Source organism: Amycolatopsis sp. cmx-8-4, from assembly GCF_046548675.1.
In the GTDB taxonomy this organism is placed as follows: Bacteria; Actinomycetota; Actinomycetes; order Mycobacteriales; family Pseudonocardiaceae; genus Amycolatopsis.
The window spans coordinates 17,237-31,830 of the sequence record NZ_JAEBDZ010000024.1; the positions used below are offsets into that span (position 1 = coordinate 17,237).

The 14,594-nt window shown below is 71.1% G+C and carries 15 protein-coding genes; 8 read left to right on the forward strand and 7 right to left on the reverse strand.

The genetic code is table 11. The features are described 5' to 3' along the window. Positions 1 to 84 precede the first annotated feature (84 nt). Positions 85 to 729, forward strand: a complete 645-nt coding sequence (locus tag ACLJQZ_RS36570) for a TetR/AcrR family transcriptional regulator (protein WP_410624807.1) — start codon at positions 85 to 87, stop codon at positions 727 to 729. Between the two features lie 71 nt (positions 730 to 800). Here the strand turns inward: ACLJQZ_RS36570 and ACLJQZ_RS36575 are convergent, their stop codons facing one another. After that, complete coding sequence (locus tag ACLJQZ_RS36575) at positions 801 to 1,007, reverse strand: hypothetical protein (RefSeq protein ID WP_410625009.1); 207 nt, start codon at positions 1,005 to 1,007, stop codon at positions 801 to 803. Here ACLJQZ_RS36575 and ACLJQZ_RS36580 point away from each other — a divergent pair. Further along, on the forward strand, positions 910 to 1,707 hold the full coding sequence (locus ACLJQZ_RS36580; RefSeq protein WP_410624990.1) for a hypothetical protein: 798 nt from the start codon (positions 910 to 912) through the stop codon (positions 1,705 to 1,707). The two genes, ACLJQZ_RS36575 and ACLJQZ_RS36580, sit on opposite strands and share 98 nt — an antisense overlap. Before the next feature lie 61 nt (positions 1,708 to 1,768). Here ACLJQZ_RS36580 and ACLJQZ_RS36585 read toward each other — a convergent pair whose 3' ends face one another. The 3 genes from ACLJQZ_RS36585 to ACLJQZ_RS36595 all read right to left on the reverse strand — a co-directional run bounded on the left by ACLJQZ_RS36585 (position 1,769) and on the right by ACLJQZ_RS36595 (position 4,487). Then, positions 1,769 to 2,533, reverse strand: a complete 765-nt coding sequence (locus ACLJQZ_RS36585) for a trypsin-like serine peptidase (protein ID WP_410624809.1) — start codon at positions 2,531 to 2,533, stop codon at positions 1,769 to 1,771. A 137-nt stretch (positions 2,534 to 2,670) separates the two neighbouring features. Beyond that, on the reverse strand, positions 2,671 to 3,291 hold the full coding sequence (locus tag ACLJQZ_RS36590; RefSeq protein WP_410624992.1) for a rhomboid family intramembrane serine protease: 621 nt from the start codon (positions 3,289 to 3,291) through the stop codon (positions 2,671 to 2,673). A gap of 140 nt (positions 3,292 to 3,431) precedes the next feature. Beyond that, positions 3,432 to 4,487 carry a methyltransferase gene (locus tag ACLJQZ_RS36595; RefSeq protein ID WP_410624994.1) on the reverse strand — a complete coding sequence of 352 codons (1,056 nt, stop codon included), beginning with the start codon at positions 4,485 to 4,487 and terminating at the stop codon, positions 3,432 to 3,434. Between the two features lie 239 nt (positions 4,488 to 4,726). Here ACLJQZ_RS36595 and ACLJQZ_RS36600 point away from each other — a divergent pair, with 239 nt between their 5' ends. Genes ACLJQZ_RS36600 through ACLJQZ_RS36610 form a run of 3 tightly spaced genes read left to right on the forward strand, consistent with a single transcriptional unit; the run spans position 4,727 to position 7,607 of the window. Next, positions 4,727 to 5,854, forward strand: a complete 1,128-nt coding sequence (locus ACLJQZ_RS36600) for a sigma-E factor regulatory protein RseB domain-containing protein (protein WP_410624811.1) — start codon at positions 4,727 to 4,729, stop codon at positions 5,852 to 5,854. Further along, positions 5,851 to 6,768 (forward strand): ABC transporter ATP-binding protein, encoded by a 918-nt coding sequence (locus tag ACLJQZ_RS36605; protein ID WP_410624812.1) that lies wholly within the window; start codon positions 5,851 to 5,853, stop codon positions 6,766 to 6,768. The genes ACLJQZ_RS36600 and ACLJQZ_RS36605 overlap by 4 nt, the downstream gene beginning before the upstream one ends. Continuing rightward, entirely contained in the window at positions 6,765 to 7,607 is an 843-nt protein-coding gene (locus tag ACLJQZ_RS36610; protein WP_410624814.1) for an ABC transporter permease, read from the forward strand. Before ACLJQZ_RS36605 ends, ACLJQZ_RS36610 begins: the two co-directional genes overlap by 4 nt. Here ACLJQZ_RS36610 and ACLJQZ_RS36615 read toward each other — a convergent pair. Further along, complete coding sequence (locus ACLJQZ_RS36615; protein WP_410624815.1) at positions 7,597 to 8,403, reverse strand: esterase/lipase family protein; 807 nt, start codon at positions 8,401 to 8,403, stop codon at positions 7,597 to 7,599. The two genes, ACLJQZ_RS36610 and ACLJQZ_RS36615, sit on opposite strands and share 11 nt — an antisense overlap. A 102-nt stretch (positions 8,404 to 8,505) precedes the next feature. On the opposite strand from ACLJQZ_RS36615, the gene ACLJQZ_RS36620 reads away from it, so the two are divergent. After that, positions 8,506 to 8,850, forward strand: coding sequence for a VOC family protein (locus tag ACLJQZ_RS36620; protein ID WP_247061458.1), 345 nt, complete (start codon positions 8,506 to 8,508; stop codon positions 8,848 to 8,850). A gap of 47 nt (positions 8,851 to 8,897) precedes the next feature. Beyond that, positions 8,898 to 11,252: an ATP-binding cassette domain-containing protein gene (locus tag ACLJQZ_RS36625; protein ID WP_410624818.1), complete on the forward strand. Its 2,355-nt coding sequence runs from the start codon at positions 8,898 to 8,900 to the stop codon at positions 11,250 to 11,252. Positions 11,253 to 11,327: 75 nt separating this feature from the next. Here ACLJQZ_RS36625 and ACLJQZ_RS36630 read toward each other — a convergent pair whose 3' ends face one another. Further along, positions 11,328 to 12,524: a glycoside hydrolase family 64 protein gene (locus ACLJQZ_RS36630; protein WP_410624820.1), complete on the reverse strand. Its 1,197-nt coding sequence runs from the start codon at positions 12,522 to 12,524 to the stop codon at positions 11,328 to 11,330. 195 nt (positions 12,525 to 12,719) lie between these two features. Here ACLJQZ_RS36630 and ACLJQZ_RS36635 point away from each other — a divergent pair, with 195 nt between their 5' ends. Continuing rightward, on the forward strand, positions 12,720 to 12,890 hold the full coding sequence (locus ACLJQZ_RS36635; protein WP_410624822.1) for a hypothetical protein: 171 nt from the start codon (positions 12,720 to 12,722) through the stop codon (positions 12,888 to 12,890). Here ACLJQZ_RS36635 and ACLJQZ_RS36640 read toward each other — a convergent pair. Beyond that, the gene (locus tag ACLJQZ_RS36640; protein ID WP_410624824.1) at positions 12,887 to 13,837 is read right to left on the reverse strand and encodes an MBL fold metallo-hydrolase; all 951 of its coding nucleotides are present in this window, start codon (positions 13,835 to 13,837) and stop codon (positions 12,887 to 12,889) included. The two genes, ACLJQZ_RS36635 and ACLJQZ_RS36640, sit on opposite strands and share 4 nt — an antisense overlap. Between the last annotated feature and the right edge of the window lie 757 nt (positions 13,838 to 14,594).

Consider the following 14,594-nt stretch of genomic DNA (forward strand, 5'->3'; position numbering starts at 1 on the left):
ACTGCTCCTCGTCGACTGGAACGGAATGCTTCGTTCCGTACGATAGCAGAGCGGAACGATCCGTTCCAGTGCTACCCTCGGGTCATGTCCGAGACCGCTCCGTCCGAGAACGCACTGCCCGGCCGCCGCGGCCAGGCCGCCCGCAACGACGTCGTGATCCTCGACGCCGCCCGCGACGTCTTCCTGCTGGACCCGAAGGCGCCGGTCTCGGCCGTCGCCGAGCGCGCCGGCGTCGGCATCAGCGCCCTCTACCGGCGGTACCCGAGCAAGGAGCTGCTGCTCTGCCGGCTCTGCCACGACGGCCTCCGCCGGTTCATCTCCGAGGCCGAGGTCTCGGTCGAGGAGCCGGACGCCTGGGCGGCCCTCACCGGCTTCCTCGGCCGGGTGGTCGACGCCGACGTGCACTCGCTGACCACGCACCTCGCGGGCACGTTCACGCCGACCCGGGAGATGGGCCTCGACGCCCAGCGCGCGAACGAGCTGGCCGCCGGGCTCGTCGCCCGCGCGCACGAGAGCGGGCGCCTGCGCCGCGACGCCGTCACCGAAGACGTCGGCATGATCCTCGAGTGCTGCGCGGCGATCCGCGTCGACGACCCGGTGCGCACCAGTGAGCTGCGGCAGCGGTACCTCGCGCTGCTCCTGGAAGGGCTGGCGGCGGGTGACGGCCCGGACCTGCCGGGTCCACCGCCGCGCCCGGGTGAGATGAACGGCCGCTGGCGTCACTCCTGAAGGCGGTGCCGAGGCGCCGCCGGATGGAGGTAACGAATTGTGGGGACGCGACGACTGAACAGCAGCATCTGTCAGAGCGGCATTCCTCGACTGAACGGCGAGAACACCACTATGCGAAGAAGCTGGCGACGGGCAACGATTCTGTCTTCGGTGGCGGCTTTGGCCACCGCGTTCATCGCGATGGCGCCCGCCGCGGACGCGGCCCCGCCCTCCAGTTCTGTCGAAGTCAGTCCCACAACGGTACTGCCGGGGCAGACATTCACCGTCTCGGAAACCATTTACAACGACCGCGATTTCACGGTGACGTTCGCGAAGGCGGCCATTTACGGCTCGCCGACCGCCATCACCGACGTCGCGGACCTCGTGTCCTGCACCGGCGTGACGGACCTGGGCTGCTTCCAGGCCGGCAGCAGCTACCGCGCGCCGTTCGGCGACCTCGAAGCCGGCGGCACCCGGACCGCGGTGTTCACGTTGCGCGCCAAGGAAACGATCACGCCGGGCCAGTTCACGCTGCAGCACCAGTTCGTCGGCGACAACTACGCCTTCGAGACCCTCGACGGCCCGGTCGTCACCATCGGTGCGGCGTCGAACCTGGCCGACGTCAAGGTCGCGCTCGCCGCGACCGGCCACGGCGGCCTGAACGCGCGCATCGACTACACGCTGACCGTGACGAACACCGGCCCGTCGGCCGCGTCCGGGATCCGGGTCGTCGCAACGTACGCGTCGGGTCTTTCGTACGCGAGCTCGACCGGTTGCGCCCACGTGGGCAGCACCCGGACGCTGAACTGCGACGTCGCCTCGCTGGCCTCCGGCGCGTCCACGACCGCGCAGTTCTCGGTCAACGGCGGCCTGCTGGCCCTCGGCTCCTACACCACCACGGTGCAGAAGACCACGAGCGCGCCGACCGATCCCACCAGCGCCAACGACAGCGCGTCGAAGACGTGCTCGGCGCTCACCGGGCTCATCGTGACCTGCTGAAGGTTCACGTGAGATGAGCCGGGCCCGTGTCCTCCGCCAGGGACGCGGGCCCGGTTCGCGTTCAGCCCGCGGCCGATGTGTAGAGCTTCTGGATGTCGTCGTCGAAATAGGCGCTGTAGGAGACGTCCGGGGTGTCGCCGCCGAGCTGGTAACCGCCGATCACGCCGACGACCACGCCGTTCGTGACCCACGGCCCGCCGCTGGTCCCGTCCGGAAAACCGGGGCACGCGATCCGTTGCTGATATGTGTCGGAACGGGTCGTCTCGCCGCTGCAGACGACCGGGGAATCGGTCGTGTCGGGGTAGCCCGTAAGAGTGATTTCGTGGTCGAATCCCTGGTCGATTCCGAGGGTGTTCGCGCCGGTCAGGCTTTCCAGGGAAGCGGGGTTCCCGGCCTGGTGAACGGTCAGGAAAGCGAAGTCGAGATCCGGATCCGCGGCCGACGTCCAGCCGGCCGCGACGGCCACGTCCGTCACGGTCCACATTCCGAGCGGCGCGACGCCGTCGCGATAACCGGGTGCGAAGGCCATCCCGTCCTTGACGCAGTGCGCGGCGGTCAGCACGAGGTCCCCGGCATCGGAGTGCACGACGCTGGCGCTGCAGAAGTGGCTCCCGTTCGCGAACAACGCGCCGACCGGTGAGGTGGTCGCGGGCGCCGCGGCTTCGGGTGTGGACGTGGACGTGACGGTGGGCGTGGGCGTGCTGACCGGGGCGGCCGCGGCGTAGGCGTCGTCGGCGGTCGAGTTCGCGCCGAGCGCGACGCCGGTCCCCAGGACCAGCGTCGACGCCGCCGCGAGGACCGCGGTCCGGAGGAAACTGTTCGCCACCGATCCAGATCACCACAGCCGCGCCGGGCCGGCATCTCGCGGAGCCGGATCCACAGCGTTCTCACAGCGGTTCACACCCCGCACCCAGGAATCCACTGTGGACGATGCGGCCCCGGCGGCCGGGCTCGGACAACGCCCTACGTGAGGTCCTTGGGGAGCAGCACGGTCGCCGGGTCGGTCGCGTCCGGGCCGGTGACGGCCTTGGGGCGGCGGTCGCGGAAGAGCCAGCCGCCGATGATGCCGCCCGCGAAGCCGAACATGTGGCCCTGCCAGCTGACCTGCTCGTCGGAGGGCAGCAGTGACGAGAACTGGTAGGCGAAGCACAACGCCATCACCAGGCCGATCACGATGTCGATCGGGTGGCGGTCGAACAGGCCGCGCACGATGATGTAGCCGAAGTAGCCGAACACCAGGCCGCTGGCGCCGGCGGTGACCGCGGTCGACGAGGAGATGAACCAGACGCCGAGGCCGCTCGCGATGATGATCAGCACGCTCACGCCCAGCCACTTCTTCACCCCCCGATAAGCCGCGAGGAAACCGAAGACGAACAGCGGGCCGGAGTTGGCTTCGATGTGGTCCCAGCCGAAGTGGAAGAACGGTGCGCTGAAGATCTCCGGCAGCGACGCGGGATCGCGTGCTTCGATGCCGAACTCGCGGCTCAGGCCGTTGTCGTCGAGGGCGTTGACGATCTGCAGCACCCACATCACGGCCAGCAGGCCCACCATCACCCACAAAGCCCGCTTGGCCTCGGCGATCATCGCCTCGGCGTTGCTCTGCGGTGTGCCCTCGCCGATCGTGCTCACTTCGTCCCCCATGGTCGGTTGCGCTGGCCCGAGAATAACCGGGGCACGGCCCGGATCCGGCATTCCGGACCGAGTCGTGACTCCGGCGGTGGTGCTCAGTCCGCGCGCAGGCGCCACAGCGACGTGACTTCCGCGGCGCGGGCCCGGTGCAGCGGGTCGTCGAGGTCGGCCGCGCGGGGATGCTGTGGTGCCGTTCCGGTCCGGCCGGCGACGTCGAGGTCGGCCGCGTCGATCCAGCCGAGCAGCTCGCCGCGGGTGCGCAGGCCGAGGTGTTCGGCCAGGTCGGACAGCACGAGCCAGGCCTCGCCGCCCGGCGTCAGGTGCCGGCGCAGCCGGTCGAGGAAGCCGCGGAGCATCCGGCTGCCCGGGTCGTACACGGCGTGGTCGAGCGACGTCCGGGGACGCCCCGGCAGCCACGGCGGGTTGCACACCACCAGCGAAGCGCGGCCGGGTGGGAACAGGTCCGCGCACACGACTTCGGTGCGCGCGGAGAACCCCAGCCGGGCCAGGTTGTCCGCCGCGCACGCGACGGCCCGGGGCTCGGCGTCCGTCGCGACCACCCGCGCCACCCCACGGTGGGCGAGCACGGCGGCGAGTACCCCGGTCCCGGTGCCGACGTCGAACGCGACATCCGTGGCGGGCAACGGCGTTTCCGCGACCAGCCGGACGTACTCCTGGCGCACCGGCGCGAAAACGCCGTAGTGCGGGTGGATCCGCGCGCCGAGCGCGGGGACGGCGATCCCGCTCCGGCGCCATCCGGCCGCGCCGAGGACGCCGAGCAGCTCCCGCAGCGGGACCGCGGCCGCGACGTCGAGCGAGCCGTAGACGCCGGTGCACGCCTCCCGGACGTCCGGCGCCCGGCGCAGCGGGACGACGTGACCGGGGTCGAGGGGCACGTACAGCAGCGAGAGCAGCCGTGCCCGGTGCGCGCGGTGCGCCCGGTGGGCCGGGTAGTCGTCCGGCGGCGGGGGCGGAAGCCGCCGGGACACGGCGTCGAGGAGCTGCCGCGCGGCCGGGTAGCCGCCGCGCCAGAGCAGCGCGACGCCGGCGGAGAAGCTGCGCAGCGCCGCGTCGGCCGAGAGGGCTTCGTCGGCGGGAACGGCGTGGTGGGAGGGCGGGGCGAAGAGCATGCGGCCGGGTTCGCCGGGCATGACGAGGTGAGGCACGGAGTTCCGTTCTGCTGCGGCCGCGCGCGTGGCGGAGTGCCCGCGCGCGGCGCGGGGTGAGGGGGTTCGGGACTGCCGGAGCAGCCGGAACTAGCTCAAGACAGCAGCATGAACGGGGGTCGTCACCGGGCGAGCGTACCGCCGCGATCCACAGGATTCGTAAGAACTCGGCGGCTGATCTTCCGGGTGCCATGGCGTACAAAGGACGACAGAGGTGATGCCGGATGACGCCCTCGGTGGTGCGGCACGAAACGCGGCGCCGGTGGGCGGTGGTCGCCGCGGTGATCCTTGTCCTCGTGTCGGTGCCCGCCGTCGTCGCCGCCCTGCCGTCCGCGGGGGAGTCGATCGACCCGGCGCGCCTGCGCACGCTGGTGCTGGCGTCCGCCGGCCGGCCGTACCAGGGGTACGCCGAGAGCTCCGGCTCGCTCGCCCTGCCGGAGCTGCCGAACCTCGCCGACGTCGCCGCGCTCTTCGCCGGGACGACGCGGATGCGCGCCTGGTACGCCGGGCCCGACCGCTACCGCGTCGACACCCTCGGCACCGCGGGCGAGCACGACGTCTACCGGCTGCCCGACGGCGAGTACACCTGGGACTACGGCACCAACACGCTGACCGAGCTGATCGGCGAACCGAGCGTCCGGCTGCCGCGAGCAGGGGATCTGCTGCCGCCGGAGCTCGCGCGGCGGGTGCTGCAGGCGGCTAAGAACGACTCGGTGAGCACGCTGCCCGCGCGGCGCGTCGCCGGTGTCGACGCGTCCGGGCTGCGGCTGGTCCCGGCCGACCCGGACACCACGATCGGCCAGGTGGACCTGTGGGCCGACCCGGCGACCGGGCTGCCGGTGCGCGTCGAAGTCACCGCGCGGGGCCAGCAGGCACCGATCCTGAGCACCGCGTTCCAGCAGGTCGAGCAGACGACGCCGGTGGTCGAGGCGCCGCGGCCGGTGCTCGGGTCCGGCTTCTCCGTCACGAGCGCCCCGGACGTCACCGACGCCCTCGGGGCGCTGGGCCAGGCCGTGCTGCCGGACACGCTCGGCGGGCGGCCGGTGGCGTCGTCGAACTTCGGCGGGGTCACCGGCGCCGCGCTCTACGGCACCGGGCTGGCGGCCTTCGCCGTCATCGCCGTGCCGCGCAACGTCGGGAACGCCGCGAGCGACGCGGCCGGGAAGGCAGGCGGCGTGGAGGTCAAGCTGACGGCCGGGAGCGTGGTGCAGCTGTCGCTCACGCCGTTGTCGCTGGCGATCGTGCGGTCGTCGTTCTCCCGGCGGTCGTACCTGCTGGCCGGGACGGTGACGCCGGACGTGCTGCGCACGGTCGCGGACGAGCTGTCGCGGCTGCGCCGGAGCGGCCGATGATCGTCACCCGCGGCCTGACCAAGCGCTACGGCCGGGTGCTCGCCGTCGACGCCGTCGACCTGGACGTGCGCGAAGGCGACCGCTACGGCTTCCTCGGCCCGAACGGCTCGGGCAAGACCACGCTGGTCCGGATGCTGCTCGGGCTCGTCTACGCGACCAGCGGCGAGATCGAGGTCCTCGGGAAGCCGGTGCCGAAACGGGTCGCCGAGGTGCTGCCGGAGGTCGGCGCGCTCGTCGAGGGCCCGGCCGCCTACCCGCACCTGTCCGGCCGCCGGAACCTCTCGCTGCTCGACGCCGCCGGGCGCGGCGGCGGCCGGCGCACCCGGCGGCGTCGCATCGACGACGCCCTGGAGCAGGTCGGGCTGGGCGCGGTCGACCAGCGGCCGATCAAGGCGTACTCGCTGGGCATGCGGCAGCGGCTCGGGCTGGCCGGCGCGCTGCTGCGCAAGCCGCGGCTGCTGATCCTCGACGAGCCGACCAACGGCCTCGACCCGCAGGGCATCAAGGAGATCCGCGAGCTGCTGGTCGAGCTGAACGCGGGCGGGACCACGGTGTTCCTGTCGAGTCACCTGCTGGCCGAGGTCGAGCAGCTGTGCACCCGCGTCGGCGTCGTCGACCGCGGCCGGCTGGTGCTGGAGGAAGACCTGACGTCGTTGCGCGCGCTGACCGGCCGGGTGCTCGTCGGCACGCCGGATCCGGCCGAGGCGGCCGCGGTCCTCGACGGGCAGCTCGTGTCCCGCGACGGTGACCGGCTGGTGATCCGGCACGAAGACCCGGCCGCCCTGAACGCGATGCTCGTCCGGGCCGGCGTGCGGGTGTCGTCCATCGACGCCGAGCGGCGGACCCTCGAACAGGTGGTCCTCGAGTTCACCGGTCCCGGTTCGGACCGCTTCGGGGAGGTGGCGGCCGGATGATCGGCGTCGAGCTGCGGAAACTCGTGCTGCGGCCGCGGATCTGGGTCAGCATCCTGCTGCTCTGCCTGCTGCCCGCGATCGTCGGGATCTTCCTGGCGACGGCCGACTTCGCGCCGCCGCCCGGGCAGGGCGGGGCGTTCCTGTCGGCCGTGGTGAACGACGGCGCGCTCTACCCGGCGGCCGCGCTCGCCCTGGTGCTGCCGCTGTTCCTGCCGATCGCGGTCGCCGTCGTCGCGGGCGACGCGATCGCGGGCGAGGCGTCCGGCGGCACCCTGCGGTACCTGCTGGTGCGCCCGGTCGGCCGGACGCGCCTGCTCAGCGCCAAGATGGTCGCCATCGCCGTCTACGTCACCGCGGCGATCGTGATCGTGGTGCTGACGTCGCTGGTGCTCGGCGTGATCCTGTTCGGCACCGGCGGCAACCCCGGCGTCGCGGGTCCCGGCGGCCAGCCCGCCGGGGTGACGTCGTTGTCGGGGCAGTCCCTCAGCTCGTCCGGGCTGGGCCTGCGGCTGCTCGGCGCGGTGTCCTACATCGTGGTGTCGATGCTGGGGTTCGCGGCGATCACGATGTTCCTGTCGACGGTCACCGTCTCCTCGCTCGGCGCCGCGCTGGGCGGGCTGGCCGTGCTGATCACCAGCTCGGCGCTGGAGACGCTGGACGCGGCCGCGTCGGTGAAGCCGTACCTGCCGACGCACTACTGGCTGTCGTGGATCGACTTCTTCCGCGATCCGGTGCTGTGGCGCAACATCGACCACGGCCTGCTGCTGCAGGCCGGCTACATCGTGGTGTTCTTCGGCGCGGCCTGGGCGAACTTCGCGACCAAGGACGTCACGAGCTGAGGCAGTCCGCGGGCGCTTCCAGCGGCGTGGTGCCCAGCGCCTGCAGGACCAGCTCCGTGACGGCGGGATCGGTGGGCAGGTCGCCGTGGCCGGCCTGGTTGCCGGGGCAGACCTGCTGCAACGCCACGTTGACCGCGCCGTCCACTCGGGCCGAGTCCGGGGGCGTGACCGTCTCGTCGCGCTCGGTCCACACCGACAGCCACGGCAGGGTCGACGGGATCGGGTCCTTCGCCATCTCCTGCAGCAGCGCGCTGCCCGGCGCCAGCTGGACGCACGCCGTCGGGCAGGCGCCCGGCACGAGCGCGCCGCCCGCCGCGGCCAGGCCGGTGCCGTGCATCGGCGCGCCGAGGGTCACCACCCGGCGGGCCTGGTGCTCGCCGCCCTCGCGGCCGACCCACAGCCGCGCCACGACGCCGCCCGCCGAGTAGCCGACGACGTCCACCGAAGGCGCGCCGGCCGCGTACGCGCGTTCGACGGCCGAGGAGAGCACGGCGACCTGTTCGAGCAGGTCACCGGTGCCGTCGCCGGCCAGGGTGAGCACCTCGGTCGTGCGTCCGGTGGTCTGCCGGATGTGCGCGGCCAGCTCGTTCAACGCGCCCTGGCCGCCGCCGTAGCCGGGCACGAGCAGCACCGGGCCCGGCTTGTCCTGGTCGGGCGTCCCGGCCTGCGGCGCGGCGCTGCCGCCGGAGGTGACGACGACGGCCGCGACGACCACGGCCACCACGGCGACCGCCACGCCGCTCAGCATCAGGCGCCGTCGCGGGCTGATGCCGCGCCACCAAGCCGTGATCCGCATACCTCCATCATGCACGCGCGAGACCGATCAGGAATCGAGAAGCGCAGGTCATCGCCCCGGTCGTAGCGTCGGTGGCACAGAAGACGACAACGAGGAGTGACCATGAGCACCCAGGGGATCAAGACCGTGCTGCACCCCGTCTCCGACCTGGAGAAGGCCAAGGCCGTCTACACCGCGCTGCTCGGCGCCGAGCCGACCGCCGACTCGGCCTACTACGTCGGCTACGACGTCGAGGGCCAGCACATCGGGCTGGTGCCGGGCGGCGCCGCACCGGGCACCGGCCCGGTGAGCTACTGGCACGTCGACGACATCGAGGCGAAGCTCGCCGAGGTCACCGCGGCCGGCGGCACCGTGAAGGACGCCCCGAAGGACGTCGGCGGCGGCCGGCTGGTGGCCACCTTCACCGACGCCGACGGCAACGTTCTGGGTGTGCTGCAGGACAGCTGACCTGGTTGGATCGCTCTCAGGCCCCGCCCGGACAAGATGGAGACACGATGAGCAAGGCCAGCCACGAAGCCGACAGCCACGACCTGATCCGGGTGCACGGCGCGCGCGTCAACAACCTCAAGGACGTCACGGTCGAGCTGCCGAAGCGCCGGCTGACCGTGTTCACCGGGGTCTCCGGTTCGGGCAAGAGCTCGCTGGTGTTCGGCACGATCGCCGCGGAGTCGCAGCGGCTGATCAACGAGACCTACAGCGCGTTCGTGCAGGGGTTCATGCCGACGCTGGCGCGCCCCGACGTCGACGTGCTCGACGGGCTGACGACGGCGATCATCGTCGACCAGGAACGGATGGGCAGCGACCCGCGCTCCACGGTCGGCACGGCGACCGACGCCAACGCGATGCTGCGGATCCTGTTCAGCCGGCTCGGGAAGCCGTACATCGGCTCGCCCCAGGCGTTCTCCTTCAACGTCGCGTCGATCAGCGGCGCCGGTGCGGTCACCCTCGAGAAGGGCGGCCGCACCACGAAGGAGCGGCGCAGCTTCAGCGTCCTCGGCGGCATGTGCCCGCGCTGCGAGGGCCGGGGCGCGGTCAACGACATGGACCTCACCCAGCTCTACGACGAGACGAAGTCGATCAACGAGGGCGCGATCACCATCCCCGGCTACAGCATGGAGGGCTGGCACGGCCGCATCTTCCGCGGCTGCGGCTTCTTCGACGCGGACAAGCCGATCAAGAAGTTCACCAAGCGCCAGCTCGACGACCTGCTCTACAAGGAGCCGACCAAGATCAAGGTCGAGGGCATCAACCTGACGTACACGGGCCTGGTGCCGTCGATCCAGAAGTCGATGCTCGCCAAGGACGTCGACGCGATGCAGCCGCACGTCCGCGCGTTCGTGGAGCGGGCGGTCACGTTCACCACCTGCCCGGAGTGCGACGGCACGCGGCTGGGCCCGGAGGCCCGGTCGTCGAAGATCGGGAAGGTGAACATCGCGGACGCGTGCGCGATGCAGATCAGCGACCTGGCCGGCTGGGTCCGCGGCCTGAAGGCGCCGTCGGTGGCGCCGCTGCTGGAGGCGCTGGGCCACACGCTCGACTCCTTTGTCGAGATCGGCCTCGGTTACCTCTCGCTGGATCGGCCGTCGGGCACGCTCTCGGGTGGTGAGGCGCAGCGGACCAAGATGATCCGGCACCTCGGGTCGTCGCTCACCGACGTCACCTACGTCTTCGACGAGCCGACGATCGGGCTGCACCCGCACGACATCCAGCGGATGAACGAACTGCTGCTGCAGCTGCGGAACAAGGGCAACACGGTGCTCGTCGTGGAGCACAAGCCGGAGGCGATCGCGATCGCCGACCACGTCGTCGACCTCGGGCCCAAGGCCGGTTCGGAAGGCGGCGAGGTCGTCTTCGAGGGCACCGTCGCGGGACTGCGGAAGAGCGACACGATGACCGGGCGCCACCTCGACGACCGGGCCGCACTCAAGGATGAAGTCCGGAAGTCCGAGGGGGCGCTGGAAGTTCGTGGCGCGTCGACGCACAACCTGCGGGACGTCGACGTCGACATCCCGCTCGGCGTGCTCGCCGTCATCACCGGCGTGGCGGGGTCCGGGAAGTCGTCGCTGATCCACGGCTCGGTCGCGGGCGCCGAGGGCGTCGTCTCGATCGACCAGGGCGCGATCCGCGGCTCGCGGCGCAGCAACCCGGCGACCTACACCGGGCTGCTCGAGCCGATCCGCAAGGCTTTCGCGAAGGAGAACGGCGTCAAGCCGGCGTTGTTCAGCGCCAACTCCGAAGGCGCCTGCCCCAACTGCAACGGCGCCGGCGTGATCTACAGCGACCTGGGCATGATGGCCGGCGTCGCGACGCCGTGCGAAGTGTGCGAGGGCAAGCGGTTCCAGGCCGAGGTGCTGGACTACAAGTTCGGCGGCAAGGACATCAGCGAGGTCCTGTCGATGTCGGTCGCCGCGGCGACGGAGTTCTTCGGTGACAAGCTGCCCGCGGCGCACAAGATCCTGCAGCGGCTCGGCGACGTCGGCCTCGGTTACCTGACCCTGGGCCAGCCGCTCACGACGTTGTCCGGCGGTGAGCGGCAGCGGATCAAGCTGGCCACGCACCTGGGTTCCGCGGGCGACGTCTACGTCCTGGACGAGCCGACGACCGGCCTGCACCTGGCCGACGTCGAGAACCTGCTCGGGCTGCTCGACCGGCTGGTGGACTCGGGCAAGTCGGTGATCGTGATCGAGCACCACCAGGCGGTGATGGCCCACGCGGACTGGCTGATCGACCTCGGCCCCGGCGCCGGCCACGACGGCGGCAAAGTCGTCTTCGAAGGCACACCGCGGGAGCTGGTGGAGGCGCGGTCCACGCTGACCGGCGAGCACCTGGCGGTTTACGTCGGGGCTTGAGGTCCTGCCGCGGCTTGTCGTGAGTGGTTAGGGCGGTTAGAACCGCCCTAACCACTCACGAGGGCCGTGGCGTCGTCAGTTGAAGGGGTCCAGCGTGAGGTAGGCCGTCGCCGGGTTGCCGTCGTTGACCAGGGACTCGTAGTTGCCGACGTCGTCGAAGGCGAACGCGTACGCCTTGCCGTCCGCCATCTGCGCGTGGATCTTGCGCGCGTAGTGGTTCGTGACGCTGTCCAGGTAGAAGCCCGCCGAGCTGGTGTCCGGCTGGTTGGCGTTCGTCAGCAGCGTCGAGCGGTTGAAGCCCGCGCAGAGCGTGCGCGAGATCTGGCCGCGGACGTCGTTCGGGGCGTCGAGGTTCTTGTAGCAGCCGAAAACGCTGTCGGAGTCCGGCTTCTGGAACGCCGTCACGAACCCGCCCGAGGTGTTCGTGAAGTTCATGACGTTGCCCGACACCCGGCCGGTGTACTTCACGCTCGGCTGGTCCGCCACCGGCGTCACCGTCAGCGCCGACGAGCTGTACTTCGTCCAGACGCGGTTGATGTAGTCCTGCAGCACGGTCGCGGGCAGCGCGCCGGCCTCGATGCCGTGGCTCGGCGCCAGCGCACGCAGCACCGTGCCGTCCGAGCGGGTCCGGATCAGGTTCGCCCAGCCGCCGGGCTGGCCGCGCAGTGCGGTGTAGAAACCGTTGTAGCCGCCCGCTTTCAGGTGCCCGGTGGTCTTCGTCGTGCCGCCGGCCGGCTGCACGCCGACCGCGTACGGCGCGGAGAACATGTCCACCTGGGTGCTGTTGATCCAGAGGCCGGCGTCGTTGAGCGTGTACTCCGACCAGTTGAACAGGATGTTGACGTTCGGGTCGGAGGGGTTCTGCACCGCGGGCTGCACCAGGCCGCCGGTCGTCAGCTTGAAGACCAGCTTCTGCCCGTAGGAGAAGTAGATCCGGCCGGAGAACTTCGGGATCCGGATGGTGCTCGAGCCGCCGTTCGCGGGCCCGGGGATCGACGCGTCCGGCGCCGGCGTCGGCGGGTTGCCGCCGGCCGGCCAGGCGTGGAACGTGCCGTTGGCGTCGGCCCAGCCCTGCTGCCCGGTCGCCAGGTTCGTGCCCAGGTCGTAGACGTAGACCTGGTCGCCGCGGCCGGAGTTGTTGGTGATCTTCAACGGGATGGTGGCCGGGACCGCGTCGGCGGCCGGGGCGACGGCGGTCGCGAGCCCGGCGGCGACGGCGAGCGTCGCGGCCAGAGCGGAAAACCGCCGTCGGAAAGGGGATCTCGGACGCACGGGGCGCCTCCTCGTCGAGGCCGGTGATCACGAGTTGTTCAGACCACTTCAGAGTCGGTGGCACGCGGAGACGTTGTCAAAGGCTGATAATTATTAGCAGCCGTCCGGCCCAGTGCCCGTCGCCGAGCGGTCACGACGGCGGCGAGCACGACCGCGCCGCGAGCGCGAGCACCAGTCCGCCCGCGACGAGCAGCAGTGCGAAGAACGCGCCGACCACGTGGACCGGGTGCTGGACAGTGGCACGCCGAGCGTCCCCCGGACCACGTCGCGACCGAACACCGCATCCTCGCCGCGCTCGAAGACGACGAGCGGGAGGACCTGGCGGAGATGCTGCGGAAACTCCTCGAAAGCCTCGGGCCCGCTTAGGAGATCCGGCGGACCGGTTCGGCGCCCAGCAGGTAGTCCAGGTCGATGCGGCCGCCCGCGGCGGCGATCACCGCGTCGACCGCGAGGTCCACGTCGAGCTTGAGGCCGTGCTGGTCGGCGTACGCGCGCATCAGGTTGCCGATGTGGCGTTCCGGGTTGGTCCACGTCGGCCAGCGCAGCGAAGCCTGGGTCGCGAGCTTCGAGAAGTCGCGGCTGCGCGCGGTCGCGTCCAGGAGCCACTCCAGGTAGACGCGCATCGCGTGCACGGCGCTGTGGCCCGGGTTCGCGACCGGCCCGTGGCCGGGCACGAGCGTCCGCGGGCGGAACGTGTCCTGCAGCCAGTCGAGCGCGTCGAGCCAGCCCGGGATCGAGCCGTGCACCGCCATCGGCGTGCTGCCGATGAACACCAGGTCGCCGGTGAACAGCGTGCCCGAACGCGGCTCGTGCACCACCAGGTCACCGGCCGTGTGCGCGGTGCCCGGCACGGCCACGACGTCGGCGACCGCGCCGCCGAGGTCGAGCCGCTTCCAGCCGGCGACCGGGCGGACCGCGGCGGGCTCCGGCGGCTCCAGCACGCCCCACTGGGTGCAGGTGAAGACGTTGCCGTAGGTCTGCGGCCCGGCCTTGACGAGCTCGACGCTCGCGGGCGCGGCGAGCACGGTCCCGCCGTCGCGCAGCGCGACCCCGACACCGTTGTGGTGCTCACCGTGCGCGTGCGTCACGACCACGGTGAGTCGCTGCGCGCTTTCGGGCGCGTACTTGCGGACGTCGCGGACCAGTTCCAAAGTGGCCTGCTCGGTGCCGCACGTGTCGATCAACGCGACGCCTTCGCTGCCCTGGATCCAGCCACTGTTGGCGACGAACCATTCGTCCGGGCTCTTCACGTACGCCACGACCCCCGGGCGCGCGTGCCGGAGCGGGACGATGTTCGCGGTAACGGCCGGCATTGCTTTCCCTCCCTGAGCGAAGCCGTAACGGCCCGGCTTCGCAGCGTGTCGGTCGCCCACGTGAGCGGGTTCTGACCGGCGTTGCGCTTAACGACGAGGGCGCGGCCAGGTTGCGCGCTTTCTGCCGGGATTTCGACGAGTTCTCGACGACATCTTGGTGGGGACGGAAACCGGCAGGTCATTCCGCATTCTGCCAGTTTCCGTCCGAATGGGAACCTCTTCGCGAGAAAATCACGGAAAGATCAGGCGGGCACGTGCCGTTGCGGTCCACGGCTGGATCGCGGTGCCGTTGGCCGCGTTGGTGATCGTGTCGACTCCTCCCATGCCGGCCTGCGCGATCGTCACGTTCGCGACGGTGGCGGGGCAGCTCGTGTCGGTACGCAGGCGGTCTAGACCACTCGGGATGATAGAAGCGGCCCCGATGGCTGTCACTGACAAGAGCGGACAGCTTGGGTGAACCGGGCACCGATCGACGACGGCCGGCCCGGCGGGCTCGGTCCGCTGAGCGGTACGGGTCTTGACAGTCGATCTAGACGGTCCATACTGGTATATACCTTTATGGGAGGGTCCGGGGATTCACGCCGGGATACGTAAAGAGGGCTTCGCGCGCTCGGGGCCGACGGGAGGTCTGAGGGGTCCTGCCGTCGGCCCGCGCGAGGCTGTCTCCTTGGTCGCGCGCACTTCTCGGGCACCCGCGGTCGGTCACCCGGAGTATTGACTTCGCTACTGCGACGAACCAGGATGTCTCCTGCCATCT

Excerpts from the sequence above, each read along its gene's own strand:
- ACLJQZ_RS36595 (WP_410624994.1), bottom strand. The coding sequence starts at position 4,487 with ATGCCCGGCGAACCCGGCCGCATGCTCTTCGCCCCGCCCTCCCACCAC.
- ACLJQZ_RS36570 (WP_410624807.1), top strand. The coding sequence starts at position 85 with ATGTCCGAGACCGCTCCGTCCGAGAACGCACTGCCCGGCCGCCGCGGC.
- ACLJQZ_RS36610 (WP_410624814.1), top strand. The coding sequence starts at position 6,765 with ATGATCGGCGTCGAGCTGCGGAAACTCGTGCTGCGGCCGCGGATCTGG.
- ACLJQZ_RS36580 (WP_410624990.1), top strand. The coding sequence starts at position 910 with ATGGCGCCCGCCGCGGACGCGGCCCCGCCCTCCAGTTCTGTCGAAGTC.
- ACLJQZ_RS36600 (WP_410624811.1), top strand. The coding sequence starts at position 4,727 with ATGACGCCCTCGGTGGTGCGGCACGAAACGCGGCGCCGGTGGGCGGTG.
- ACLJQZ_RS36640 (WP_410624824.1), bottom strand. The coding sequence starts at position 13,837 with ATGCCGGCCGTTACCGCGAACATCGTCCCGCTCCGGCACGCGCGCCCG.
- ACLJQZ_RS36620 (WP_247061458.1), top strand. The coding sequence starts at position 8,506 with ATGAGCACCCAGGGGATCAAGACCGTGCTGCACCCCGTCTCCGACCTG.
- ACLJQZ_RS36615 (WP_410624815.1), bottom strand. The coding sequence starts at position 8,403 with ATGCGGATCACGGCTTGGTGGCGCGGCATCAGCCCGCGACGGCGCCTG.
- ACLJQZ_RS36590 (WP_410624992.1), bottom strand. The coding sequence starts at position 3,291 with ATGATCGCCGAGGCCAAGCGGGCTTTGTGGGTGATGGTGGGCCTGCTG.
- ACLJQZ_RS36605 (WP_410624812.1), top strand. The coding sequence starts at position 5,851 with ATGATCGTCACCCGCGGCCTGACCAAGCGCTACGGCCGGGTGCTCGCC.
- ACLJQZ_RS36575 (WP_410625009.1), bottom strand. The coding sequence starts at position 1,007 with ATGGTTTCCGAGACGGTGAATGTCTGCCCCGGCAGTACCGTTGTGGGA.
- ACLJQZ_RS36625 (WP_410624818.1), top strand. The coding sequence starts at position 8,898 with ATGAGCAAGGCCAGCCACGAAGCCGACAGCCACGACCTGATCCGGGTG.